Source organism: Aquimarina rhodophyticola (assembly GCF_042434915.1).
Classification (GTDB): Bacteria; Bacteroidota; Bacteroidia; order Flavobacteriales; family Flavobacteriaceae; genus Aquimarina.
On the sequence record NZ_CP170198.1, the window covers coordinates 1513799 to 1535789 of the forward strand.

At 34.1% G+C, this 21991-nt stretch carries 20 protein-coding genes; 10 read left to right on the forward strand and 10 right to left on the reverse strand.

The window, feature by feature from the left end:
* Positions 1-108: 108 nt before the first annotated feature.
* The 8 genes from sucD to ACE939_RS06710 form a co-directional block, all read right to left on the reverse strand.
* Positions 109-981, reverse strand: a complete 873-nt coding sequence (gene sucD, locus ACE939_RS06675) for a succinate--CoA ligase subunit alpha (RefSeq protein ID WP_378188109.1) — start codon at positions 979-981, stop codon at positions 109-111.
* A gap of 76 nt (positions 982-1057) precedes the next feature.
* A complete protein-coding gene (locus tag ACE939_RS06680; RefSeq protein ID WP_378188110.1) occupies positions 1058-1465 on the reverse strand; it encodes a nuclear transport factor 2 family protein in 408 nt (135 codons plus the stop codon).
* On the reverse strand, positions 1458-2396 hold the full coding sequence (locus tag ACE939_RS06685) for a UDP-3-O-(3-hydroxymyristoyl)glucosamine N-acyltransferase (protein WP_378188111.1): 939 nt from the start codon (positions 2394-2396) through the stop codon (positions 1458-1460). The genes ACE939_RS06680 and ACE939_RS06685 overlap by 8 nt, the downstream gene beginning before the upstream one ends.
* A gap of 16 nt (positions 2397-2412) precedes the next feature.
* Positions 2413-2979, reverse strand: coding sequence for an elongation factor P (gene efp, locus ACE939_RS06690; RefSeq protein ID WP_378188112.1), 567 nt, complete (start codon positions 2977-2979; stop codon positions 2413-2415).
* Between the two features lie 34 nt (positions 2980-3013).
* Positions 3014-3796, reverse strand: coding sequence for an acyl-ACP--UDP-N-acetylglucosamine O-acyltransferase (gene lpxA / locus ACE939_RS06695; RefSeq protein WP_378188113.1), 783 nt, complete (start codon positions 3794-3796; stop codon positions 3014-3016).
* Between the two features lie 7 nt (positions 3797-3803).
* Complete coding sequence (locus ACE939_RS06700; RefSeq protein WP_378188114.1) at positions 3804-5207, reverse strand: bifunctional UDP-3-O-[3-hydroxymyristoyl] N-acetylglucosamine deacetylase/3-hydroxyacyl-ACP dehydratase; 1404 nt, start codon at positions 5205-5207, stop codon at positions 3804-3806.
* The gene (gene lpxD, locus ACE939_RS06705; RefSeq protein ID WP_378188115.1) at positions 5200-6228 is read right to left on the reverse strand and encodes a UDP-3-O-(3-hydroxymyristoyl)glucosamine N-acyltransferase; all 1029 of its coding nucleotides are present in this window, start codon (positions 6226-6228) and stop codon (positions 5200-5202) included. Before lpxD ends, ACE939_RS06700 begins: the two co-directional genes overlap by 8 nt.
* 24 nt (positions 6229-6252) lie before the next feature.
* Positions 6253-7482, reverse strand: coding sequence for an HD domain-containing protein (locus tag ACE939_RS06710; RefSeq protein ID WP_378188116.1), 1230 nt, complete (start codon positions 7480-7482; stop codon positions 6253-6255).
* 125 nt (positions 7483-7607) lie between these two features.
* Between ACE939_RS06710 and ACE939_RS06715 the strand changes: the two genes are divergently transcribed.
* The 6 genes from ACE939_RS06715 (at position 7608) to ACE939_RS06740 (ending at position 12236) form a co-directional block, all read left to right on the forward strand.
* Positions 7608-9158, forward strand: a complete 1551-nt coding sequence (locus ACE939_RS06715) for a PglZ domain-containing protein (protein ID WP_378188117.1) — start codon at positions 7608-7610, stop codon at positions 9156-9158.
* Between the two features lie 23 nt (positions 9159-9181).
* Positions 9182-9589 carry a tRNA (adenosine(37)-N6)-threonylcarbamoyltransferase complex ATPase subunit type 1 TsaE gene (gene tsaE, locus ACE939_RS06720; RefSeq protein ID WP_378188118.1) on the forward strand — a complete coding sequence of 136 codons (408 nt, stop codon included), beginning with the start codon at positions 9182-9184 and terminating at the stop codon, positions 9587-9589.
* Positions 9590-9853: 264 nt separating this feature from the next.
* Positions 9854-10024, forward strand: a complete 171-nt coding sequence (locus tag ACE939_RS06725) for a hypothetical protein (RefSeq protein WP_378188119.1) — start codon at positions 9854-9856, stop codon at positions 10022-10024.
* A complete protein-coding gene (locus tag ACE939_RS06730; RefSeq protein ID WP_378188120.1) occupies positions 9987-10472 on the forward strand; it encodes a hypothetical protein in 486 nt (161 codons plus the stop codon). The genes ACE939_RS06725 and ACE939_RS06730 overlap by 38 nt, the downstream gene beginning before the upstream one ends.
* 107 nt (positions 10473-10579) lie before the next feature.
* Positions 10580-11779 carry an alanine dehydrogenase gene (locus ACE939_RS06735; protein ID WP_378188121.1) on the forward strand — a complete coding sequence of 400 codons (1200 nt, stop codon included), beginning with the start codon at positions 10580-10582 and terminating at the stop codon, positions 11777-11779.
* 88 nt (positions 11780-11867) lie between these two features.
* Positions 11868-12236 carry a hypothetical protein gene (locus ACE939_RS06740; protein ID WP_378188122.1) on the forward strand — a complete coding sequence of 123 codons (369 nt, stop codon included), beginning with the start codon at positions 11868-11870 and terminating at the stop codon, positions 12234-12236.
* Positions 12237-12238: 2 nt separating this feature from the next.
* On the opposite strand, the gene ACE939_RS06745 is transcribed toward ACE939_RS06740, so the two are convergent.
* Both ACE939_RS06745 and ACE939_RS06750 read right to left on the reverse strand, forming a co-directional pair.
* Positions 12239-12550, reverse strand: coding sequence for a pentapeptide repeat-containing protein (locus ACE939_RS06745; RefSeq protein WP_378188421.1), 312 nt, complete (start codon positions 12548-12550; stop codon positions 12239-12241).
* A gap of 264 nt (positions 12551-12814) precedes the next feature.
* A complete protein-coding gene (locus ACE939_RS06750; protein ID WP_378188423.1) occupies positions 12815-13981 on the reverse strand; it encodes a proline dehydrogenase family protein in 1167 nt (388 codons plus the stop codon).
* Between the two features lie 165 nt (positions 13982-14146).
* On the opposite strand from ACE939_RS06750, the gene aroB reads away from it, so the two are divergent.
* The 4 genes from aroB (at position 14147) to ACE939_RS06770 (ending at position 21881) form a co-directional block, all read left to right on the forward strand.
* Positions 14147-15220: a 3-dehydroquinate synthase gene (gene aroB / locus ACE939_RS06755; protein ID WP_378188125.1), complete on the forward strand. Its 1074-nt coding sequence runs from the start codon at positions 14147-14149 to the stop codon at positions 15218-15220.
* A 114-nt stretch (positions 15221-15334) separates the two neighbouring features.
* The gene (uvrA, locus tag ACE939_RS06760) at positions 15335-18175 is read left to right on the forward strand and encodes an excinuclease ABC subunit UvrA (protein WP_378188126.1); all 2841 of its coding nucleotides are present in this window, start codon (positions 15335-15337) and stop codon (positions 18173-18175) included.
* 46 nt (positions 18176-18221) lie between these two features.
* Complete coding sequence (locus ACE939_RS06765) at positions 18222-18911, forward strand: TIGR00730 family Rossman fold protein (RefSeq protein WP_378188127.1); 690 nt, start codon at positions 18222-18224, stop codon at positions 18909-18911.
* Positions 18912-19106: 195 nt separating this feature from the next.
* On the forward strand, positions 19107-21881 hold the full coding sequence (locus tag ACE939_RS06770; RefSeq protein ID WP_378188129.1) for a metalloprotease: 2775 nt from the start codon (positions 19107-19109) through the stop codon (positions 21879-21881).
* Positions 21882-21991: the final 110 nt, after the last annotated feature.

A 21991-nucleotide genomic window follows, 5' to 3' on the forward strand; every position in this document is an offset into this window, starting at 1 on the left:
TTTGGCGTTGTTAATTTATGTTTATCAAATATAAGAATAACCTATTCGCTACCAATAATAAACCCTGTGATTTCTCACAGGGCTTATGTATTTTATTTCGGATAAGAATTATCCTAATACCTCTGCTACTTTTTTACCAATCTCTGCTGGAGAATCAACTACATGAATTCCACACTCTCTCATAATCGCTTTTTTGGCTGCAGCTGTATCTTCACTTCCGCCTACTATTGCACCTGCGTGTCCCATTGTTCTACCTGCGGGTGCAGTTTCACCAGCGATAAAACCAACTACAGGTTTTTTTGTTCCACTCGCTTTAATCCACTGTGCAGCTTCTGCTTCTAACTGCCCTCCAATTTCACCAATCATAACAACACATTGGGTTTCTGGATCATTAATAAGTAACTCAACTGCCTCTTTAGTGGTAGTTCCAATGATAGGATCACCACCAATACCAATTGCTGTAGTTATACCTAACCCTTGTTTTACAACCTGATCTGCTGCTTCATAGGTAAGTGTTCCTGATTTTGATACAATACCAACCGTTCCTTTCTTGAAAACAAAACCAGGCATAATACCTACCTTAGCTTCTCCTGGAGTAATCACCCCTGGACAGTTTGGTCCAATTAAACGACATCCTTTATCTTTAATATATTCTGCTGCTTTAATCATATCAGCAACAGGAATACCCTCTGTAATAGTAATGATAACTTTTATACCAGCGTCTGCTGCTTCCATAATAGCGTCTGCTGCAAATGCAGGGGGTACAAAAATTATAGAGGTATCTGCACCAGCTTCTTGAACGGCTTGTTCTACGGTATTAAAAACAGGGCGATCAAGATGCGTTTGTCCACCTTTTCCTGGTGTAACACCACCAACTACATTTGTGCCATATTCAATCATTTGACTCGCGTGAAATGTACCTTCACTTCCTGTAAACCCTTGAACTATAATTTTTGAATCTTTATTTACTAAAACACTCATTGCGTTATGATTTTTGTTTTTATATGAAGTTCCCAAAAGTAAGCTTTTGAAAACGATAGTTAAAATGAAAAATAAATTATTTTGAAAGAAATGATTGCATACTCTCTGGAGTGTTATCTCCTTGTTGACTTATTTGATATCCTCTATATAACTTCATTTCCTTTAATTCCCATATGGCAATAAAATGGGCAATAGCCTCTTCTTTGTCTGGTTGCTCAATGATATTTGCGAAATAGGTATATCGAATCGTAACGGTAGAGCCTTCTGATAATAAATGACTTATTTCACACCTGAAGTTCTCAAACGATGCCGACATTTCTCTAAACATGGATTGAATTCCGTTAAAATCTTTTTTATTAAAACCAAAACTGCTATTCCAATACAATTCAATTTCTGGATGTAAAAACTCTGATAACGAGTCAAAATCTTGAATCAAATTTGTTTCGTAAAATGATTTTACGATATCTTTTTCTGTTTTACTCATTTTTTTTCAATTTTTCCATGATTTCGGGTATCAATTTGATAGCTGCAATTTCTTTATATTTTTTCCTAAAATCATCTGCTGGCGTCCCAAAATAACTTTTATGACCTTCTAATGACTTGCTAATTCCTGATTGAGCTGAGATTATTGCTTTATGACCAATGGTAACACCACTAGTAATACCCACTTGCCCCCAAATTGTCACTTCATCTTCGATAACCACGCAGCCGGCTATCCCTACTTGTGATGCTATTAAACATTTTTTACCAATTATTGTATCGTGACCTACGTGAACTTGATTATCTATCTTTGTACCCTCACCAATAGTGGTATCACCACTAACGCCACGATCAATAGTACAATGTGCTCCTAAATCTACATTATCTTCAATCCGAATACTACCCCCCGACTTAAGCTTGTCAAATCCAGAAGGTCTATTTTTATAATAAAAGGCATCAGATCCAAGTACACTGCCTGCGTGAATTGTAACATGGTTACCAATTACGACATTATCATATAAGGTTACATTGGCATGAATTATACAATTGGAACCAATTCGTACATTATTACCTATAAACACACCGGGCTGAATAATTGTACCTTCCCCTATACTCGCACTTTTGGAGACTAACGAGGTAGCTTTTTCAAAAGGCTTAAAATATTCGGTAAGTCGATTAAAGTCTCTAAATGGATCGTCTGAGATTAGCAAAGCTTTTCCATAAGGACACTCGACCTTTTTATTGATTAAAATTATTGTAGCAGCACTTTCTAGAGCTTTGCTATAATATTTTGGATGATCCACAAAAACGATATCACCAGCAGTGACCACATGTATCTCATTCATCCCCAAAACAGGAAAATCAGCATCACCTATATACTCACAGGATAGTATTGTGGATATTTGCTGTAATGTATGTGCTTGCGTGAATTTCATCGTTTTTTAATCCTTATTATTCTTTTATTCTTTCTTTATAAGTACCTTTTTCAGTTTCAACTTTAATTTTATCTCCTTCGTTGATAAATAAAGGTACCATAACCTCGGCTCCTGTTTCAACTACAGCGGGTTTGGTTGCATTGGTAGCAGTATTTCCTTTTACTCCTGGCTCTGTACTTGTAACTTCTAATATTACACTAGCAGGCATATCTACTGATAATGGCATTTGATCTTCAGAATTAATAATCACCGTTACTACTTCTCCTTCTTTTAACAGATCTGGAGAATCTAACGTAGATTTTTGTAAAGTAATTTGATTATAGTCTTCTGTATTCATGAAGTGGTACGTATCTCCTTCTGCATATAAAAATTGGAATTTATGTGTTTCTACACGTACATCATCAATTTTATGTCCTGCAGAAAAGGTATTATCAATTACTTTACCAGAGGTTACACTTTTAAGTTTTGTTCTTACAAATGCAGGACCTTTTCCTGGTTTTACATGTAAAAATTCAATAACTTTAAAAATATCATGATTATATTTAATACACAATCCATTTCTTATATCGCTTGTACTTGCCATCTTACTTAAATTCTAAATTATACTTTATCTATTACTAATTAGAAAAATAACCTTTCATTATTCCTCTTTGAGAGTTCTTTATAAATTCTAATACCTCATCACGCTCTGGGGTAGCTTCCATTTCTGCTTCAATTATAGCTACTGCTTGCGTATTATTATAGTTACGTTGATATAAAATTCGATATATGTTTTGAATCTCTCTAATTTTTTCTGTAGAAAAACCTCTTCGACGCAGTCCTATACTATTAATACCTACGTATGATAAAGGTTCACGACCCGCTTTAACATACGGCGGTACATCCTTACGAACCAAAGATCCACCTGTTACAAACGCATGATTACCGATACTACAAAATTGTTGTACCGCAGCCATACCAGCAAGTACCACATCGTTACCAACATTAATATGACCAGCCAAAGTACTATTATTAGAAAAGATGCAATTATCACCGATAATACAATCATGTGCAATATGACAATACGCCATAATCCAACAATTTTTACCGATTTTGGTTTTCATTCTATCGGTAGTTCCTCTATTAATTGTAACACATTCTCGTATAGTTGTATTATCACCTATTTCGGTAATGGTATCCTCATCGTTAAATTTTTTATCCTGCGGAATTGCAGAAATAACCGCACCAGGGAAAATACTACAATTTTTCCCAATACGTGCGCCTTCCATGATTGTCACATTCGAACCTATCCAAGTCCCTTCTCCAATTACAACATTACTATGGATAGTTGTAAATGGTTCTATAACAACGTTTTTTGCTATTTTTGCTCCTGGATGAACATATGCTAAAGGTTGATTCATCTATTTCTTATTTGGATTTTACTATTTGCGCCATCAATTCTGCTTCGGTTACAAGTTTATCATTTGCATATGCAAAGGCTTGCATATGGCAAATACCTCTTCGTATTGGCGTAATTAGTTCTAATTTAAATATTAATGTATCTCCTGGTAAAACCTGTTGTTTAAACTTTACTTTATCAATTTTCATGAAGTACGTTAGATAATTCTCAGGATCTGGTACGGTACTTAATGCCAAAATTCCTCCTGTTTGTGCCATCGCCTCTACCTGTAATACTCCTGGCATTACTGGAGCCCCTGGAAAATGACCTGTAAAAAATGGTTCATTCATGGTTACGTTCTTAAGGCCTACAACATGACTATCTGACATTTCTAAAATTCTATCAATCAATAAAAATGGAGGTCTATGTGGAAGCATCTCCATAATTTTGTTGATATTCATCAAAGGTTCTTTACTCAAATCAAAATGCGGTACTTTGTTTCGCTTTTCAATTTTAATAATTTTGGCCATTTTTTTTGCAAACTGAGTGTTTACATAGTGTCCTGGCTTATTAGCTATTATTTTTCCGCGAATGCGTGTCCCGATTAATGCAAGATCTCCAATCACATCAAGTAATTTATGACGTGCCGCTTCGTTAGGATAGTGCAGGGTTAAATTATCTAAAATACCATTTGGCTTTATAGCTATCGAATCTTTATCAAAAGCTATTTTTAATTTTTCCATGGTATCAGGTTTTAATTCCTTGTCCACATAAACAATAGCATTATTAAGATCTCCTCCTTTAATTAATCCGTGCTCTAACAACATTTCTAGTTCGTGAAGAAAACTGAAAGTTCGTGCGTTAGCGATTTCAGATTTAAAATCGGAAAGATGTTTTAGAGAAGCGTTTTGAGTTCCCAAAACCTTGGTCCCAAAATCTACCATTGTGGTTATTTGATACTCATCGGATGGCATTACGATGATTTCGCTACCAGACTCCTCGTCTGTATAGGATATAACATCTTTTACGATATACTCATCTCGAGGCGCATCTAATTCGACTATACCTGCTTTTTCGAGAGCTTCTATAAAATACTTACTAGATCCATCCATGATGGGTGGCTCTGAAGCATTTAACTCGATAAGCAAATTATCTATTTCTAATCCAACGCACGCTGCCAGAACATGCTCAGAGGTTTGGATACTTACTCCATTTTTTTCAAGATTCGTCCCTCTTTGTGTATTTACTACATAGGTTGCATCAGCTTCAATAACTGGGTTACCTTCTAAATCAACACGACAAAAAGCGTAACCATGATTGGCTGGTGCTGGTTTAAAGGTTAATGTTACTTCTTTACCAGTGTGAAGACCTACTCCTGTAAGCTTCACTTCCTTCTCTATCGTTCTTTGTTTACTTACAACGGCATTACTCATTGTTCTCTGTCTTTTTCTCTAGTTCGTAAATTCTATCTACAATTTTTGGTAAATTTTTAAAATGCACGTAGGATTTATTAAAATCAGCATATGCAAGTGCAGGAGAACCTTGTATTACTTCTCCTTCTTTTATGTTTCTACCAATCCCTGATTGTGCTTGTATTTTTACTTTATCACCAATTGTAAGATGCCCAGCTATTCCTACCTGCCCCCCTATAAGGCACAATTTACCTATTTTGGTGGATCCTGCTATACCAGTTTGCGCTGCAATAGCTGTATGTTCTCCAATTTCAACGTTATGGGCTATTTGTATTTGATTATCCAACTTGACACCTTTACGAATTATTGTTGATCCCAGAGTAGCTCTATCAATTGATGTTCCTGCTCCCACATCGACATTATCCTCGATAATAACATTTCCAGTTTGAGGCACTTTGCTGTATTCTCCTTTAACATTTGGTACAAAACCAAATCCATCAGCTCCTATAATAACACCACTATGTATTACACAGTTATTGCCGATTCTTGTTTCAGAATAAATTTTGGCGCCAGCAAAAACAATTACATTGTCCCCCAAAGTTACATTATCGCCTATATAAACATTTGGATAAATTTTGGCATTTTTACCAATTACCACATTTTCTCCTAAATAAGTAAAAGCTCCTAAATAAATATTTTCTCCATATTTGGCTGTTCCAGAAACAAAAACGGGTTGCTCTACCCCAACTTTATTCATTTTTACCATATTGTAATATTCCAAAAGTTGTGAAAAAGCTTTGTAGGCATCTTCAACACGGATCAACGTTGTAGAAACTTTAGATTCAGCTTCAAAACCTTTATCTACAATAGTAATAGATGCATCTGTCGAATAGATATACTGAGTATATTTTGGATTGGACAAAAAAGTTAATGACCCTTTTGTTCCTTCCTCTATTTTGGCAAGCTTAGATACTTCAACGGTTTCATCGCCTTCGATTTCGCCATTTAATATCCCTGCAATTTGTGTTGCTGTAAAAATCATTCTAGCAAAAGTATAAAAAATGTGTTAATTCTGACCTTTTGGATAACATATAAAATATTTGTTCACAGGTTTTGACAGTGCCTTTAAATTAAATTGATCTGTAGCCTTCACTATATCAACAATTTTACCTGTTTTTAATAAAATATTAATGTTCTCTTTATTTTGATTGTAGGCTTGATTTGAAATTTTTCCAGTAAACACGAAATAGTGTGCTTCTTTATTTGATATTCCATATGTTAGCTCAATTTCACTAATCAGTTTCTCTATTTTCTCTGCTTTAAACGGTTTTTTCTTTATTTTTATTTTTAATAAGTCTCGGTTTAATAACATTGATGATAACTTGGCTAAAACAAAATCATTGCATGTAGACCATTCTTTCATTGCTGCTACAATATCATAATCATCAAGTTTAGCAAATAAATGTAATACTTCATGAGTAAAATCATTCTCTCTTATTTTATTTTGGAGAAAAAAATTAAGTGCATTACTGGATGATAAGGTATGCCCTTCCTCTACTAGCTCTTTTGCTCTTTTGAGCACTCTAATTAATAGATTTTCTGCAACTAGACTGGTTTTATGCAAATAGACTTGCCAATACATTAATCTTCTGGATAAAAGAAACTTTTCTACCGAGTAAATTCCTTTCTCCTCGACCACGAGTTCATCTCTTACTACAGAGAGCATTGTTATGATGCGTTCGCTATTAATATTTCCCTCAGATACTCCTGTGTAAAAACTATCTCTCTTTAAGTAGTCCAAACGATCCATATCCAGTTGACTAGAAATTAACTGATGCAGAAAATTACGATGGTATTCGCCTTTAAAAATTTTAATAGCCAACGTTAAACTCCCGTTAAATTCGCTATTCATTTCTTCCATAAACTTAAGTGAAATGGTCTCATGACTCACTCCGTTCACAATACTATGTTCCATAGCATGAGAGAAAGGTCCATGTCCTATATCATGCAAAAGTATTGCAATATAAAGTGCCTGCTCTTCTTCTTTTGTAATCTCAACTCCTTTAAAACGAAGCACTCTCACTGCTTTTTGCATCAAATACATACAACCAAGTGCATGGTGCAATCTTGTATGATGAGCACCTGGATACACAAGATACGATAATCCCATTTGCGATATTCTACGCAATCTTTGAAAAAATTTATGCTCTATTAAATCAAAAATTAGTTCATTTGGGAGGGTAATAAAACCGTAAATTGGATCGTTTAATATTTTAAGCTTATTTCTCTTCTTCAAATTCCATATCTTTTGTGGATGACAAATATACTGATTAGCTACTTAGAAAATAGATTCAGATCATGTTTGTATTTTAGAATATTTAACAGAAGAGTTTGCGATATTTGAACTTTAAAAAACACACAATGAATACAATCAAGATACTTTGGGTAGATGACGAAATTGATTTATTAAAACCACACATTCTTTTTCTTGAGAAAAAGAACTACGAGGTTACCAAATGTCAAAGTGGTACCGAGGCACTCGAAACTCTCGAAGATCATCAATTTGACATTGTTTTTTTAGACGAAAACATGCCTGGTCTTTCTGGCATTGAAACATTGGCTGAAATTAAAGAAAAAAATGATAGTCTCCCTGTAGTAATGATCACTAAAAGTGAGGAAGAATATATTATGGAAGAGGCAATCGGAAGTAAAATTGCCGATTACTTAATCAAGCCTGTGAACCCAAATCAAATACTTTTGAGTTTAAAAAAGAATTTGGACCACTCCCGTTTGATCTCAGAAAAAACTACCTCCAATTACCAACAAGAGTTTAGGAAAATTGCGATGGATATGGCGATGGTAAATAGTTATGAAGGATGGGTAGAATTATATCAAAGATTGCTGTATTGGGAGCTTCAGTTAGAAAATATTGAAGATAGTGGAATGTTTGAGATTTTAGAATCACAGAAAACAGAAGCTAATTCACAGTTTTGCAAATTCATTGATAAAAATTATGAAGCATGGTTTCAACAAACCGAGCAAGCTCCTATAATGTCACACACACTCTTTAAAGAAAAAGTAGTGCCCGAGTTAAGTAAGGATCAACCTACCCTCCTTATTGTTATTGATAATTTGCGATTTGACCAGTGGAAATCTTTTGAGCCAATAGTTAACAATTACTATAAAAAAGAACAGGAAAGCTCGTACTTTAGCATTTTACCTACCGCTACTCAATATGCGAGAAATGCAATTTTTTCGGGTATGATGCCTGCCGAGATGGAAAAAAAACATCCAGATCTATGGCTTAATGATACCGATGATGGAGGAAAAAACATGTATGAAAATGAATTTCTAGAGCACCAACTTAAAAAACTAGGTCTTTCGTTCAAACACGAATATTACAAAATTACTAACGAGAAATCAGGCAAGACTTTAGCAAATAATTTCAAAGGTTTGAAAAATAATGATCTTACGGTAGTTGTGTACAACTTTGTAGATATGCTATCCCATAGTAAAACCGAACTTGAAGTTATAAAAGAATTAGCTTCTAATGACAAATCCTATAGATCATTGACACAGAGTTGGTTTAAGAACTCACCACTACTAGAAATGATCCAGCAAGCACAACAACTTGGTTTCAAACTTTTAATTACCACTGATCACGGTACTATTAACGTAAAAAATCCATCTAAGGTAATTGGTGATAAAAATACAAGTCTCAATCTTCGATATAAAACAGGTAAAAGTTTAACTTATGAAGACAAAGAGGTACTTGCAGCAACCGATCCAAAAAAAATACAGTTACCAACCATTAATATGAGTAGCTCATTTATTTTTGCAAAGGGTGACTACTTTTTTGCGTATCCCAATAATTATAATCACTATGTTGGGTATTATAGAAACACTTATCAACATGGAGGTGTATCGCTCGAAGAAATGATAATACCATTTATAGTACTCAATCCAAGATAATTTGTAGCATAACTCACACCTATATGTTAACCCTTGAATATACACTGGCTACCATCGATATAGTAGCCCAACAGATCTTAAAATCTGCAACGACTAAACTCTTCTTACTCAACGCCCCAATGGGCGTAGGGAAAACAACTTTAATAAAAGAATTGTGCATAAAACTAGGGGTAGAAGATGGAATTTCGAGCCCTACTTATTCCTTGGTAAATGAATATCATGGATCAAACTGTAAAGTATATCATTTTGATTTATATCGGCTTGCGTCTGAAGCAGAAATTATATCATCTGGATTAGATGATTATCTATACGAAGATGCCTTTATATTTATTGAATGGCCCGAAAAAATTAAACCTTTTTTACCTGAAAATTACCATGAAATTACAATAAAATTAAAAAACAACGGAGACAGAGCACTTACATTATGTTAACAAAAAGTTAAAAAACAGACCGGTTAAACTTTAACTTTTATATTCTTTTTCCTACGCTATAAAAAAATTATATTTGGATGTTTTAACAACTCGTTTTTTTAGCGATAAAATAAATAGTTTTAACAGAATTATGTATCCGAATGTACGTTTAAAAACTCTAAAATAGGGCTTTTAAAATGGGCGCAAAGGTACTAAAAATATGAGTAGATTTTACAGATAGGTTTCTTATAAATTTGGGAAATAATTTTTTTAAAACCTATACAAATGAATATTGTTACCATTATTTTTAGTTTATTTTTTGTTGCAAGTAGTTACACGCTTTATGTAGTAGGAGATCGCACTGATAACCCCAACCCATCACAAAATGATTTCACACAGCAACGAGAAGTCCAAGCTATTGAAAAAAGTAAAATCAAGATACCTACTAACGGGTAGTATAATAATCTTACTAATTTCGTTTACACCCTATCTTTTCTATCTATATCAAAGTTTACCAGATGGAATTGTTTGGGAAACATATTGGTTTACCTATACGAGTCCTTATTATCAAAACGTAAGTGTTTTTGGATGGATGATTATGGGTAAACTAATACCTATTTTTTTATTGCTTATCTGGTTCTTAACCTGTAGACATTGGTGGTATCTAGTCATATCGGTTCCTCTAAGCATGTATATTTTACAATTAATCTCTGTTATTAGAGATGATTTACAGCGTATTGATGAGGTCGAGATATATTACATCGCACCATTTATAATTATCGTTTTAGCATTACTCTATACAATAAGAATCAAAATATTTGATAAAATTCACAATATTGATATTAGTGAAATGGATTCCTTCTCTACAAATAATAAAAAGCGCTGGTGGAATAAGTTTAGATAATCTATTCGAGGTAATGTCAAACAATTTTTAATTCTCAATAATCTCTACGAGGATATTTGCTTTATTTCCATTTTTATTCTTAATTTGGAGTACACAAGATCACACAAATGAGCAGACCGACATCCCCTTTTACTCGAGAACAATTGATTCCACAAGAAGAAATGATCGAGATAGCGCGAAAACAGGGTAAACTATTTATCGGAATCCCAAAAGAAACTCACTATCAAGAAAAAAGAGTCTGCCTAACACCCGATGCTGTTGCTGCCTTAACTGCACATGGACATCGTGTATTGATTGAAGCCAATGCTGGATTAAACGCTAGTTTTACAGATAAGGAATATAGCGAAGCGGGTGCCGAAATTACAAATGATAAAAGTAAAGTTTTTGGGTGTCCGATTGTATTGAAAGTTGAACCACCATCATCAGAAGAACTTAAACATTTTAATCCTCAAACCGTTTTAATTTCTGCACTGCAACTCAAAACTCAATGTAAGGACTACTTTCAAGAATTAGCAAAAAAAAGAATTACTGCGATTGGATTTGAATTTATAAGAGACGCTGATGGAGCATACCCAGCGGTACGAGCTCTTAGTGAAATCGCCGGGACTGCTGCAGTATTAATCGCTTCCGAATTAATGAGTAGCGCCATAAAAGGAAGTGGATTAATGATGGGAAACATTAGCGGTGTCCCGCCAGTAGAAGTCGTTATCATTGGAGCGGGTACCGTAGGTGAGTTTGCAGCACGTTCGGCTATTGGTTTAGGCGCCAATGTAAAAGTATTTGACAATTCGATTACCAAGTTGCGATGCATTCAAACTCATATCGGGCGACCTATATACACCTCTACCATACAACCCAAGAATTTAATGAAAGCTCTACGTCGTTGTGATGTAGTAATTGGTGCAGTACGTGGTAAAAATCGCTCTCCCATTATTGTTTCTGAAGCGATGGTAGAACGAATGAAAACAGGTGCTGTTGTTATTGATGTAAGTATTGATATGGGTGGCTGTTTTGAAACTAGTGAAGTGACTTCACATGATCACCCTACATTTGAAAAACATGGTGTAACTCATTATTGCGTACCCAACATTCCTTCGCGCTACGCTAAGACATCTTCATTATCAATTAGTAATATTTTTACACCTTATTTGCTAGAAATTGGAGAAGCTGGCGGTATAGAAAACGCTGTAAGGTTCGATCGAGGATTAAAAAATGGTTTGTATTTTTATCATGGTATACTAACAAGTAAACCAGTTGCCGAATGGTTTGACTTATCGTACAGAGACATTAACTTATTGATTTTATAAGCATCTAACAGATTATAAGATCCGCGTATTTATTCTTTAACAGCTTAAAAACTTTCCCTACTTTTGACCCTAATTTATTTTTGATAAAATGAGATTAGTTCATCGTATAGGATATTACTTAGGAGGCTTTACTATTGGTTTAATTCTATTAGCTTTTTTTCTTGGAGGTAAACGCACATCATGCGATTATAGCCCAAACGCTCGAGTACTTAAAAACATACGAATTAAAGATCGAGCCTATTCAAGCGAAGCGCTTAACCAAATGAAATCAATGCAAATCGATTCTGCAGATATATCAAATATTTTAACCGATGGGGATGTCGATTTTAGCACAAGTATCACTAAACTTGATTCATGCAATATTTACAATATTATAGGTGAAGTAGGGAAACATCAAGTCTTAGTAAATATTAAAAATTGTGACAGTATTGCTACCATCCAATCCATATCCAAATAAATTCAATCTTCGATATCCAACTTATATTTACCTAGTAACCCTTGCAAACCTTTTGTGGTGAATTTTGCCCCGGTTAACACATTATGCTCTGGATCTATTTTATAATTAATAGCAGTTCTAAAATCTGTATTTTTTGCTACGGTATTTTCAAAAATCGCGTCTTGCAAGTTACAGTTCTCAAAAACAACATCGGACACATCGGTTGCTGTAAAAAGGCTTTCTTTTAAACTACAATTAATAAATGTTGAAGTTCTAATAGTACATGAGGTAAAATTAGCATAATCTAGTCGACAGTTAAAAAAATTGCTGAGAATAAAAAAGTATCACATACCTCAAAAGCAAACCCTAGCATTTTACACTCTTTAAATATGGCTTCCTGAAAAGATGTTTGTGTGAGTTTTACTGAGGTTAAATGGCAAGTATCAAACGCACAGGATAAAAATAACACCCCCCGTACAATCAGTCACGGTAAAGTTACAATTCTTGAAAATACATGAATCACACTCTTTACTATCTAATGTTGAATTAGAAAAATCTTTGTTTTCAATTAGTTCATCTATAACCAAAAGTCTGTGATATTACAATTTTCTTCTCTTTCTTTCTTGCGATAATAAATTGAGCTCTCTACTTGTCTGCCCTGCTACCGATGTATTCTCCTCTGCCCTTCGAATTAAATAAGGCATTACATCCCTCACGGGACCAAAAGGCAGATATTTTGCTACATTATATCCTTCATTCGCTAGATTAAAACTAATATGATCACTCATTCCATAAAGTTGTCCAAGCCAAACGTTTGGATCGTTTTTTTCTATACCTAATTCCTTCATAAGGTTAAGAGCCAAGTAGCTACTTTTTTCGTTGTGAGTACCTATAAACACTGAAATATCCTTATTATGTTCTAATATATATTGTAATGCAAGGTTAAAGTTAGTATCAGTAGCTTCTTTGCTCTCGCAAATCGGAGACGGATACCCTTTTTCTTGAGCCCGCTCTATTTCTTTTTCCATATATGCACCACGAACTATTTTCATTCCTATTTTAAATCCATAGGCTTTTGATTCTTCATGTAGCTTTAATAAATACTCAAATCGATCGTGTCTATACAACTGCAAAGTATTATAAACAATAGCTTTTTCTTTATTAAATTTTCGCATTAAATTACCAACTAACTCATCTGCTGCACCCTGCATCCAGCTTTCTTCTCCATCAATTAAAAGAGCTATATCATAGTCATAAGCTTTTTGACATACTTTTTCAAAACGGGCAACTATACGTTCCCATTCCATAGTTTCTTCATCTGTAAGCGCTACACCTTCGGTCTTTTTTTGCCAAAGTAGAAACCTTCCGAAACCAGATGGCTTGAAAACTGCAAAAGGAACCGAGGTTTTCTCTTTGGCAAAGTCAATGATATCAAGAATTTTATGCACGGTAGCGTCAAAATGTTTTTCTTCTTCCTTTCCTTCTACAGAATAATCCAATACAGAGCAAACACCTTTGTCATACATTTTATCAATAGTATCAATACAATCTTCCTCATTAATTCCTCCACAAAAATGATCAAAAACTGTTGCTCTTATTAGCCCTTTTACAGGTAAATGTGCTTTAAGCGCAAAATTTGTTACCGCGGTACCAATACGTACTAAGGGTTCATTGGCGATCATTTTAAATAAAAAGTAAGCACGCTCAAGCTCTGAATCACTTTTTAATGCAAAAGCAACTTTGGTATTCTCAAAAAGTGTAGTAATATTCTTCATTAAAATAGAAAATTCTTAAAATAAATAGTATTTTTTTATCAATAACCAAATTAAAACACTTTTTAGAAATGGTTATTACAATTCGTGCAAATATATTCTAAAACAAAATAAATATTATAATTTCTGCTTAATTTCGTCATATAAATTATTCCCTTTATGACACCCATAGTTTCCAAAGATTCTGTAGTCTATTTCAATACTTCGGGATACGATGCGATCCATCAATATTTACAGGATTCTCCACCTTCAAAAATTTTTATTCTTGTTGATACGAATACTCAGGAGCATTGCTTACCCATTTTTTTGCAGCTATTAGATACTCATTTACAAATTGAAGTTATAGAGATTGAAGATGGCGAAGTTCATAAAACAATCGAAACATGTAATGGTGTTTGGAGCGCTTTGTCTGAGTTGGGAGCTGATCGCAAAAGCCTACTTATCAATCTAGGTGGAGGCGTTGTAACCGATTTGGGTGGTTTTGTCGCTTGTACTTTTAAAAGGGGGATACCTTATATTAATATACCTACTACCCTACTCGCCATGGTCGATGCCTCGGTAGGAGGCAAAACTGGTGTAGATTTGGGTAATTTGAAAAATATGATCGGGGTTATTAGCGAATCTGTAATGGTTATAGTTGATAGTTCTTATTTGCAAACTCTCCCCACCAATCAAATGCGTAGCGGTCTTGCAGAAATGTTAAAACACGGACTTATCTGCGATAAAAAATATTGGCTACAACTTTCTGATTTATCTAGACTAACCTCAAATGATCTAGATACTTTGATCTATGAATCAGTGACCATTAAAAATAAAATAGTTACACAAGACCCTACAGAAAAAAATGTGCGTAAGTATCTTAACTTTGGTCATACATTGGGCCATGCTATTGAGTCCTTCTATCTAACACATCCCCAAAGAGAAACACTCCTGCATGGTGAAGCCATTGCGATAGGAATGATACTCGAGGCGTTTATATCTACAAAATGTACATCATTATCTATACTAGAGCTTAATCAAATTGCAAAAACCATTGGAGAAACTTTTCCCAAAGTGGATATCGATACTGCTGATCATGATACCATTCTTTCGTTACTAATTCACGACAAAAAAAATGAAAACGACACGGTCTATTTTGTACTTTTAGAAGCTATAGGAAAAGCAGTTTATAATTGTGAAGTCGATAATGTATTGCTCAAAGAAGCTTTTAAATATTATGCTCGTCTAACATAGAAGTAGATTTTTCTATAAGCTTACAAATATAACACCGCTTTAACACAACACAAACAACGGCTATTTTACAATAACGTAACAAATACCTACATTTGCAATCTTGGTTTAAAATTTATGGTGGTTTCAGAAGAAGATAATATAGAAGTACTTGGTGCGCGCGTTCATAATCTCAAAAACATTGATGTATCCATACCTCGAGAAAAATTAGTAGTAATTACGGGTCTATCTGGATCTGGTAAATCCTCTCTAGCATTTGATACTATTTATGCCGAAGGACAAAGACGCTATATTGAAACATTTTCGGCCTACGCGAGACAATTTTTAGGTGGTTTGGAGCGGCCCGATGTCGATAAAATTGACGGTCTCTCTCCAGTTATTGCTATTGAACAAAAAACAACTAGTAAAAGTCCACGAAGTACTGTTGGAACTATTACTGAAATATATGATTTTTTAAGATTACTCTTTTCTAGAGCTAGTGATGCTTACAGCTATAATACAGGTCAAAAGATGGTTAGTTATAGTGATGCACAAATTAGAGATTTGATTTTAAAAGATTTTGAAGGTAAGAAAATAAATATTTTAGCTCCTGTAATTAGATCCCGTAAAGGTCATTATCGCGAGCTTTTTGAACAAATTGCCAAGCAAGGTTTTGTAAAAGTTAGAACAGATGGTAAGATTGTTGATATAACTAAAGGATTAAAACTCGATCGTTATAAAGTACATGATATAGAAATTGTAATTGATCGCCTCAAAATATCAAATAGTCAAGACAATTCTAAACGCTTGATGGAGACTATTAATACAGCAATGTATCATGGAGATGATATTTTAATGGTTATCGAAGAAAACTCTGAAGATACACGCTATTTTAGTCGAAGTCTAATGTGTCCAACCTCGGGTATATCATATCCAAATCCCGAGCCTAATAATTTTTCATTTAATTCACCAAAGGGAGCATGTCCAAAATGTAATGGTATTGGTAGTTTATATGAGGTTAATATCAAAAAAATCATTCCTGATAGTACAAAATCCATCAAAAGTGGAGGCCTTAGCCCACATGGACCTCAAAAAAACAACTGGATCTTTAAGCAGTTAGATTTAATTGCTAAACGATATGACTTTAAATTATCCGATCCTATTGAAAATATTCCCTCAGATGCTTTACACATGATACTACATGGTGGCAAAGAATCTTTTACAGTTGACAGTTCTAGTTTGGGTGTTTCAAGAGCTTTCAAAATTAATTTTGAAGGAGTCGCTACTTTTATTGAAAATACGTATAATGCCAATGATTCTACCTCTTTAAAACGATGGGCCAAAGAATATATGGACAACATCACATGTCCGCAATGTGAAGGTACCCGCTTGCGCAAAGAATCATTGTACTTTAAAGTAAATGAAAAAAATATTGCGCAACTAGCCAATATGGATATTATAGAATTAGCGGGTTGGTTTGCTGCTCTTCCCAAATATCTTAGTAAAAAACAAGCTGCTATTGCCGAGGAGGTTCTTAAAGAGATCAACGCACGATTACAATTTTTAATCGATGTAGGATTAACGTATTTATCGCTAAACAGAAGCAGTAAATCTTTATCTGGTGGTGAAGCGCAACGCATACGACTCGCTACGCAGATTGGTTCACAGCTTGTAGGTGTTTTGTATATACTGGATGAACCAAGTATTGGTTTACATCAACGAGATAATGAGAAATTAATTAATTCGCTTATACAATTAAGGGATATTGGTAATTCGGTTATTGTTGTTGAGCACGATAAGGATATGATAGAACGTGCGGATCATGTAATTGATATTGGTCCCAGAGCTGGTAAATATGGCGGCGAAATCATAAGTGAAGGTACTCCCAGAGAATTACTTACTCATGACACACTAACTGCAGATTATTTAAGTGGAAAACGAAAAATCGAAATTCCGCAAAAAAGAAGAAAAGGAAACGGTAAGAAAATTGTTTTAAAAGGAGCCACTGGTAACAACTTAAAAAATGTAACTATTGAAATACCTTTAGGTAAAATGATAGCAATTACTGGAGTCTCGGGTAGTGGCAAATCTACATTAATTAACGAGACCCTCTACCCTATCCTCAATGCATACTATTTTAATGGGGTAAAAAAACCAATGCCCTATAAAAGTATCACAGGGTTAAAAAATTTGGATAAAGTTATTGATATCAATCAATCCCCAATTGGGAGAACCCCTCGCTCTAACCCTGCAACCTATACTGGTGTGTTTTCAGAAATTCGCAACTTATTCGCCAAGACTCCAGAAGCCATGATACGTGGATACAAACCTGGACGCTTTAGTTTTAACGTAACTGGTGGAAGATGCGAAACATGCAAAGGCGGTGGTTTGAGAGTCATTGAAATGAATTTTTTGCCAGATGTCTATGTAGAGTGTGAAACGTGCCAAGGTAAACGCTTTAATAGAGAAACTTTAGAAATACGATATAAGGGCAAATCGATTGCCGATGTTTTAGAAATGACAATTGATGAAGCATGTCAATTTTTTGAGCATATTCCAAAGATTTTTAGAAAAGTTAAAACTATACAAAATGTTGGGCTAGGATACATTACCTTGGGCCAGCAATCAACTACGTTATCTGGTGGAGAAGCACAGCGAATTAAATTAGCTTCAGAACTTTCAAAACGAGATACGGGTAATACCTTTTATATTCTCGATGAGCCTACCACAGGATTACATTTTGAAGATATACGTTTGCTTATGGAGGTTCTTAATAAGCTCGTGGACAAAGGTAATACGGTACTTATCATAGAACACAATCTTGATGTAGTCAAGACTGCCGATTATATAATAGATATCGGGTATGAAGGAGGCAAGAATGGTGGTGAAGTTGTAGCAAAGGGAACACCAGAACAAGTAATAAAAGATAAAAAAAGTTATACAGCCAAATTTCTCAAAAAAGAATTTGAAACTCAATAACCCAAGAAAAATTCAACCAACTAATCTAACAACTAGAGCATAACATATGAGAAAAGAACAACGTCATAAAGGATGGAACGAAATTAAAACAAATGATTCATGGGCTATTTTTAAGATCATGGGAGAGTTTGTGAGCGGCTTTGAGAAAATGAGCAAAATAGGCCCGTGTGTTTCCATTTTTGGTTCTGCAAGAACAAAAACAGATGACAAATATTATAAGCTAGCAGTTGATGTCGCCAAAAAAATCGTAGACCACGGTTATGGCGTAATTACGGGTGGAGGTCCAGGTATTATGGAAGCAGGTAATAAAGGTGCACACTTAGGCGGCGGAACCTCTGTAGGACTTAATATTGATCTCCCATTTGAGCAACATGACAACCCATATATCGACAGCGATAAAAGTCTTGATTTTGACTATTTCTTTGTACGTAAGGTAATGTTTGTAAAATACTCACAAGGATTTGTGGTTATGCCAGGTGGCTTTGGAACTCTGGACGAATTATTTGAAGCAATTACCTTGATACAAACAAAAAAAATAGCAAAGTTCCCAATCATATTAGTAAGTACAGAATTTTGGGGAGGCTTGATGGATTGGATTCAAAACACTCTTTTAGAACGCTTTACCAACATAAGTCCTGGAGATCTTGACCTGATTCATATAGTAGACACACCAGAAGAGGTTCTTGATATTCTTAATAAATTTTATGGAGAATACAATTTGAGCCCTAATTTTTAAACTATATATCAATTTAAAGAGAAAAACAACTATTGTATGGTTGCTTTTCTCTTTGTAAAAAAACTCTTTTAACCCGGACTATATATTTATACTAAGATTCAATACTTTGTAAATGTAGATACATAGTAAATTTTAAAAACATTGAAAAACTCAAAATTCATTTTTTGTATACTTCTAATTGCCTACGCTTATCAAATGAAGAGCCAACATCAAATCAACATGGATGTTGTATTGGATGTAGATCAAAAAACTCTTTTGATAACTCAAGAAATTAATTATCATAATACGTCCAATGACACCTTGTCTCAACTACTATTTCACGACTGGGCAAACAGCTTTTCAAGCAAAACAACTGCTTTAGGTAAGCGATTTTCTGAAGACTATTTAAGGCGATTTTACTATGCAAAGGATGAAGAAAGAGGTAGTACCACTATCAAAAGTGTTCTAAATTCGAAAAATGAATCTCTAAACTGGGAAAGATATCAAGAAAGTGCCGATATCCTCTCGGTGACTCCCAGCTCACCTATAGTTCCAGGTGCGGCCTACTCTATAACTTTTACCTATACTATTAAAATTCCGAGTGATAAATTTACGCGCTTTGGTTATCACGACAACGGAAATTTCAGTCTACGATATTGGCATATTGTACCCGCAATGTATACCTCTGGTTGGCAAGTTTATAACAATAAAGATCTAGATGATCTATATACTCCTTTACTTGACTATTCAATTGATTTTACCCTTCCGCAAACCTATAACCTAACAACATCTCTTAATGAAATAACTAGTGTACTCACCAAGAATGCATTGCAAAAAACAGTTCGATTGACTGGTGAAAATAGAAATAAGGTGCATTTATTTATTGAAACAAAGAACTCCTTCTACTCCTTTACGACTGATAACATTGAGTTTATAAGTAATATCGAAGACAACGATTTGATGCCAGAAATGAAATCTGTTGCCATCCACAAAATATTTTCTTTTCTAAATAATAAATTAGGTACATATCCTTTTGAAAAAGTTGTAGTTTCTGAGAGTGATTATAAAAGTAATCCTGTTTATGGCTTAAATCAACTACCAGATATACTACGTCCCTTTCCCGATGGTTTTCAATATGAGATCAAGCAGCTTAAAACCATAACCGAAGATTACTTAGAACGTACCCTTATTATTGACCCTAGACATGATGCATGGATAAAAGATGCTTTACATATTTATCTTATGATGGAGTATACCGAGCAGTATTATCCCGAAATGAAATTAATTGGTAATTTGAGTAAGGTTATTGGATTGCGCTGGTTTCATGCCGCAGATTTAGATTTTAATGATCAGTATTTTATGGGTTATAAAAATATGACTCGTCTTTTTCTTGATCAATCCTTAACGACTCCTCAAGATAGTCTCATTAAATTCAATAAAAACATTGCAAACGCATACAAAGCAGGTGTTGGTTTAAAATATCTTGAAGATTATCTGGAAGACGATAATATTATTGCAAACAGTATTCGAGAATTTTATACCGAAAACAAATTACAACCCACCACTCCTTTGGCATTCAAAGAGATTCTAAAGCGAAATTCAAAAAAAGACGTAGATTGGTTTTTTGACAATTATATAGCTACAAACACCAAATTAGATTTTAAAATTAAATCCGTTAGGAAAAAAGAAGATTCACTAATTGTAACGATAGCAGACAAAACTAATAGCGGTATGCCTGTCTCACTCGTTGCGTTGAGAGGTAAAGATTTTGTTTCCAAAACTTGGGTTGGCAATATTAAGGGCAAAAAGAAAGTTACAATAAGTAATGAAAAAATTAGCAAATTAGTATTAGATTATGATCAAAATATACCCGAAAATAACCGACGCAATAACTATAAAAACTTAAAATGGATACTAAACAAGCCAATTCAGTTTAGATTATTACAAGATTTTGAAGACCCAAAGTATAATCAACTTTTTTTTATGCCAGAATTTGATTTTAATGTGTATGATGGCCTTACCTTTGGTTCAAAATTTTATAATAAAACGTTTATTCGTAAACCTTTTAATTACAAAATAACTCCAACTTTTGGAACGGAATCCAAGACTTTACTCGGTTCTGCTGGATTTTCATATAGTAACAATGTGGCCGATGATGGATTGTATCTAATACGCTACGGTCTAAGCGGTAATGTATTTAGTTACGCACAAGATCTACTTTACTACAGGATCTCGCCATCTATGAGTTTTTATTACAGAACCAAAAACAGACGATCCAATGAGATACAACGTTTAACATTTAGAAGTGTAAATGTGTACCGAGAGCTAGATGAAGAAAACCCTGTAGTAACTCCTAATTACAGTGTTTTTAATGCGCGGTATACTTTCTCAAATCCAAACTTATTACACCTTACTAATTATTCTGTAGATTACCAATTGTCAAAGAATTTCAGTAAAATTTCTGGAACATTTAACTATAGAAAAATGTTTTTAAATAATCGTCAGATTAATTTTAGATTATTTGCTGGTATTTTCTTGTTTAACGAAACCAAAAAGGATGGAAACTTTTTCAGCTTTGCCTTAGATCGACCTACAGATTATCTTTTTGATTATAGCTATTTGGGTAGAAGTGAAGAAACTGGATTGGTTAGCCAGCAAATTATATTGGCTGAAGGTGGCTTTAAATCTAAATTAGAATATCAATTTGCTAATCAATGGATGACAACTCTTAATGCCGACACCAATGTATGGAACTGGATTTTTGTATACGGAGATCTCGGATTTGTAAAAAGTAAATTAAACTCTTCACAATTTGTATATGATGCGGGTATAAGGCTCAGCTTGGTTGCAGACTATTTCGAATTATTTTTTCCCGTAGTATCCAATAATGGGTGGGAGATTTCACAACCCAACTATGGCGAAAAAATACGATTTATTGTCACGTTGAGTCCGCAAACATTAATAAAATTATTCACTAGAGAATGGTATTAGGTTAAACTTACGAAGTATGATTTGTGAAATCTTTGAAGATTTGTTAACAAAACTTCAAAATAAACTATTTAAAAGTTTATATTTCAATAAAAACCCTATATCCATAAAGA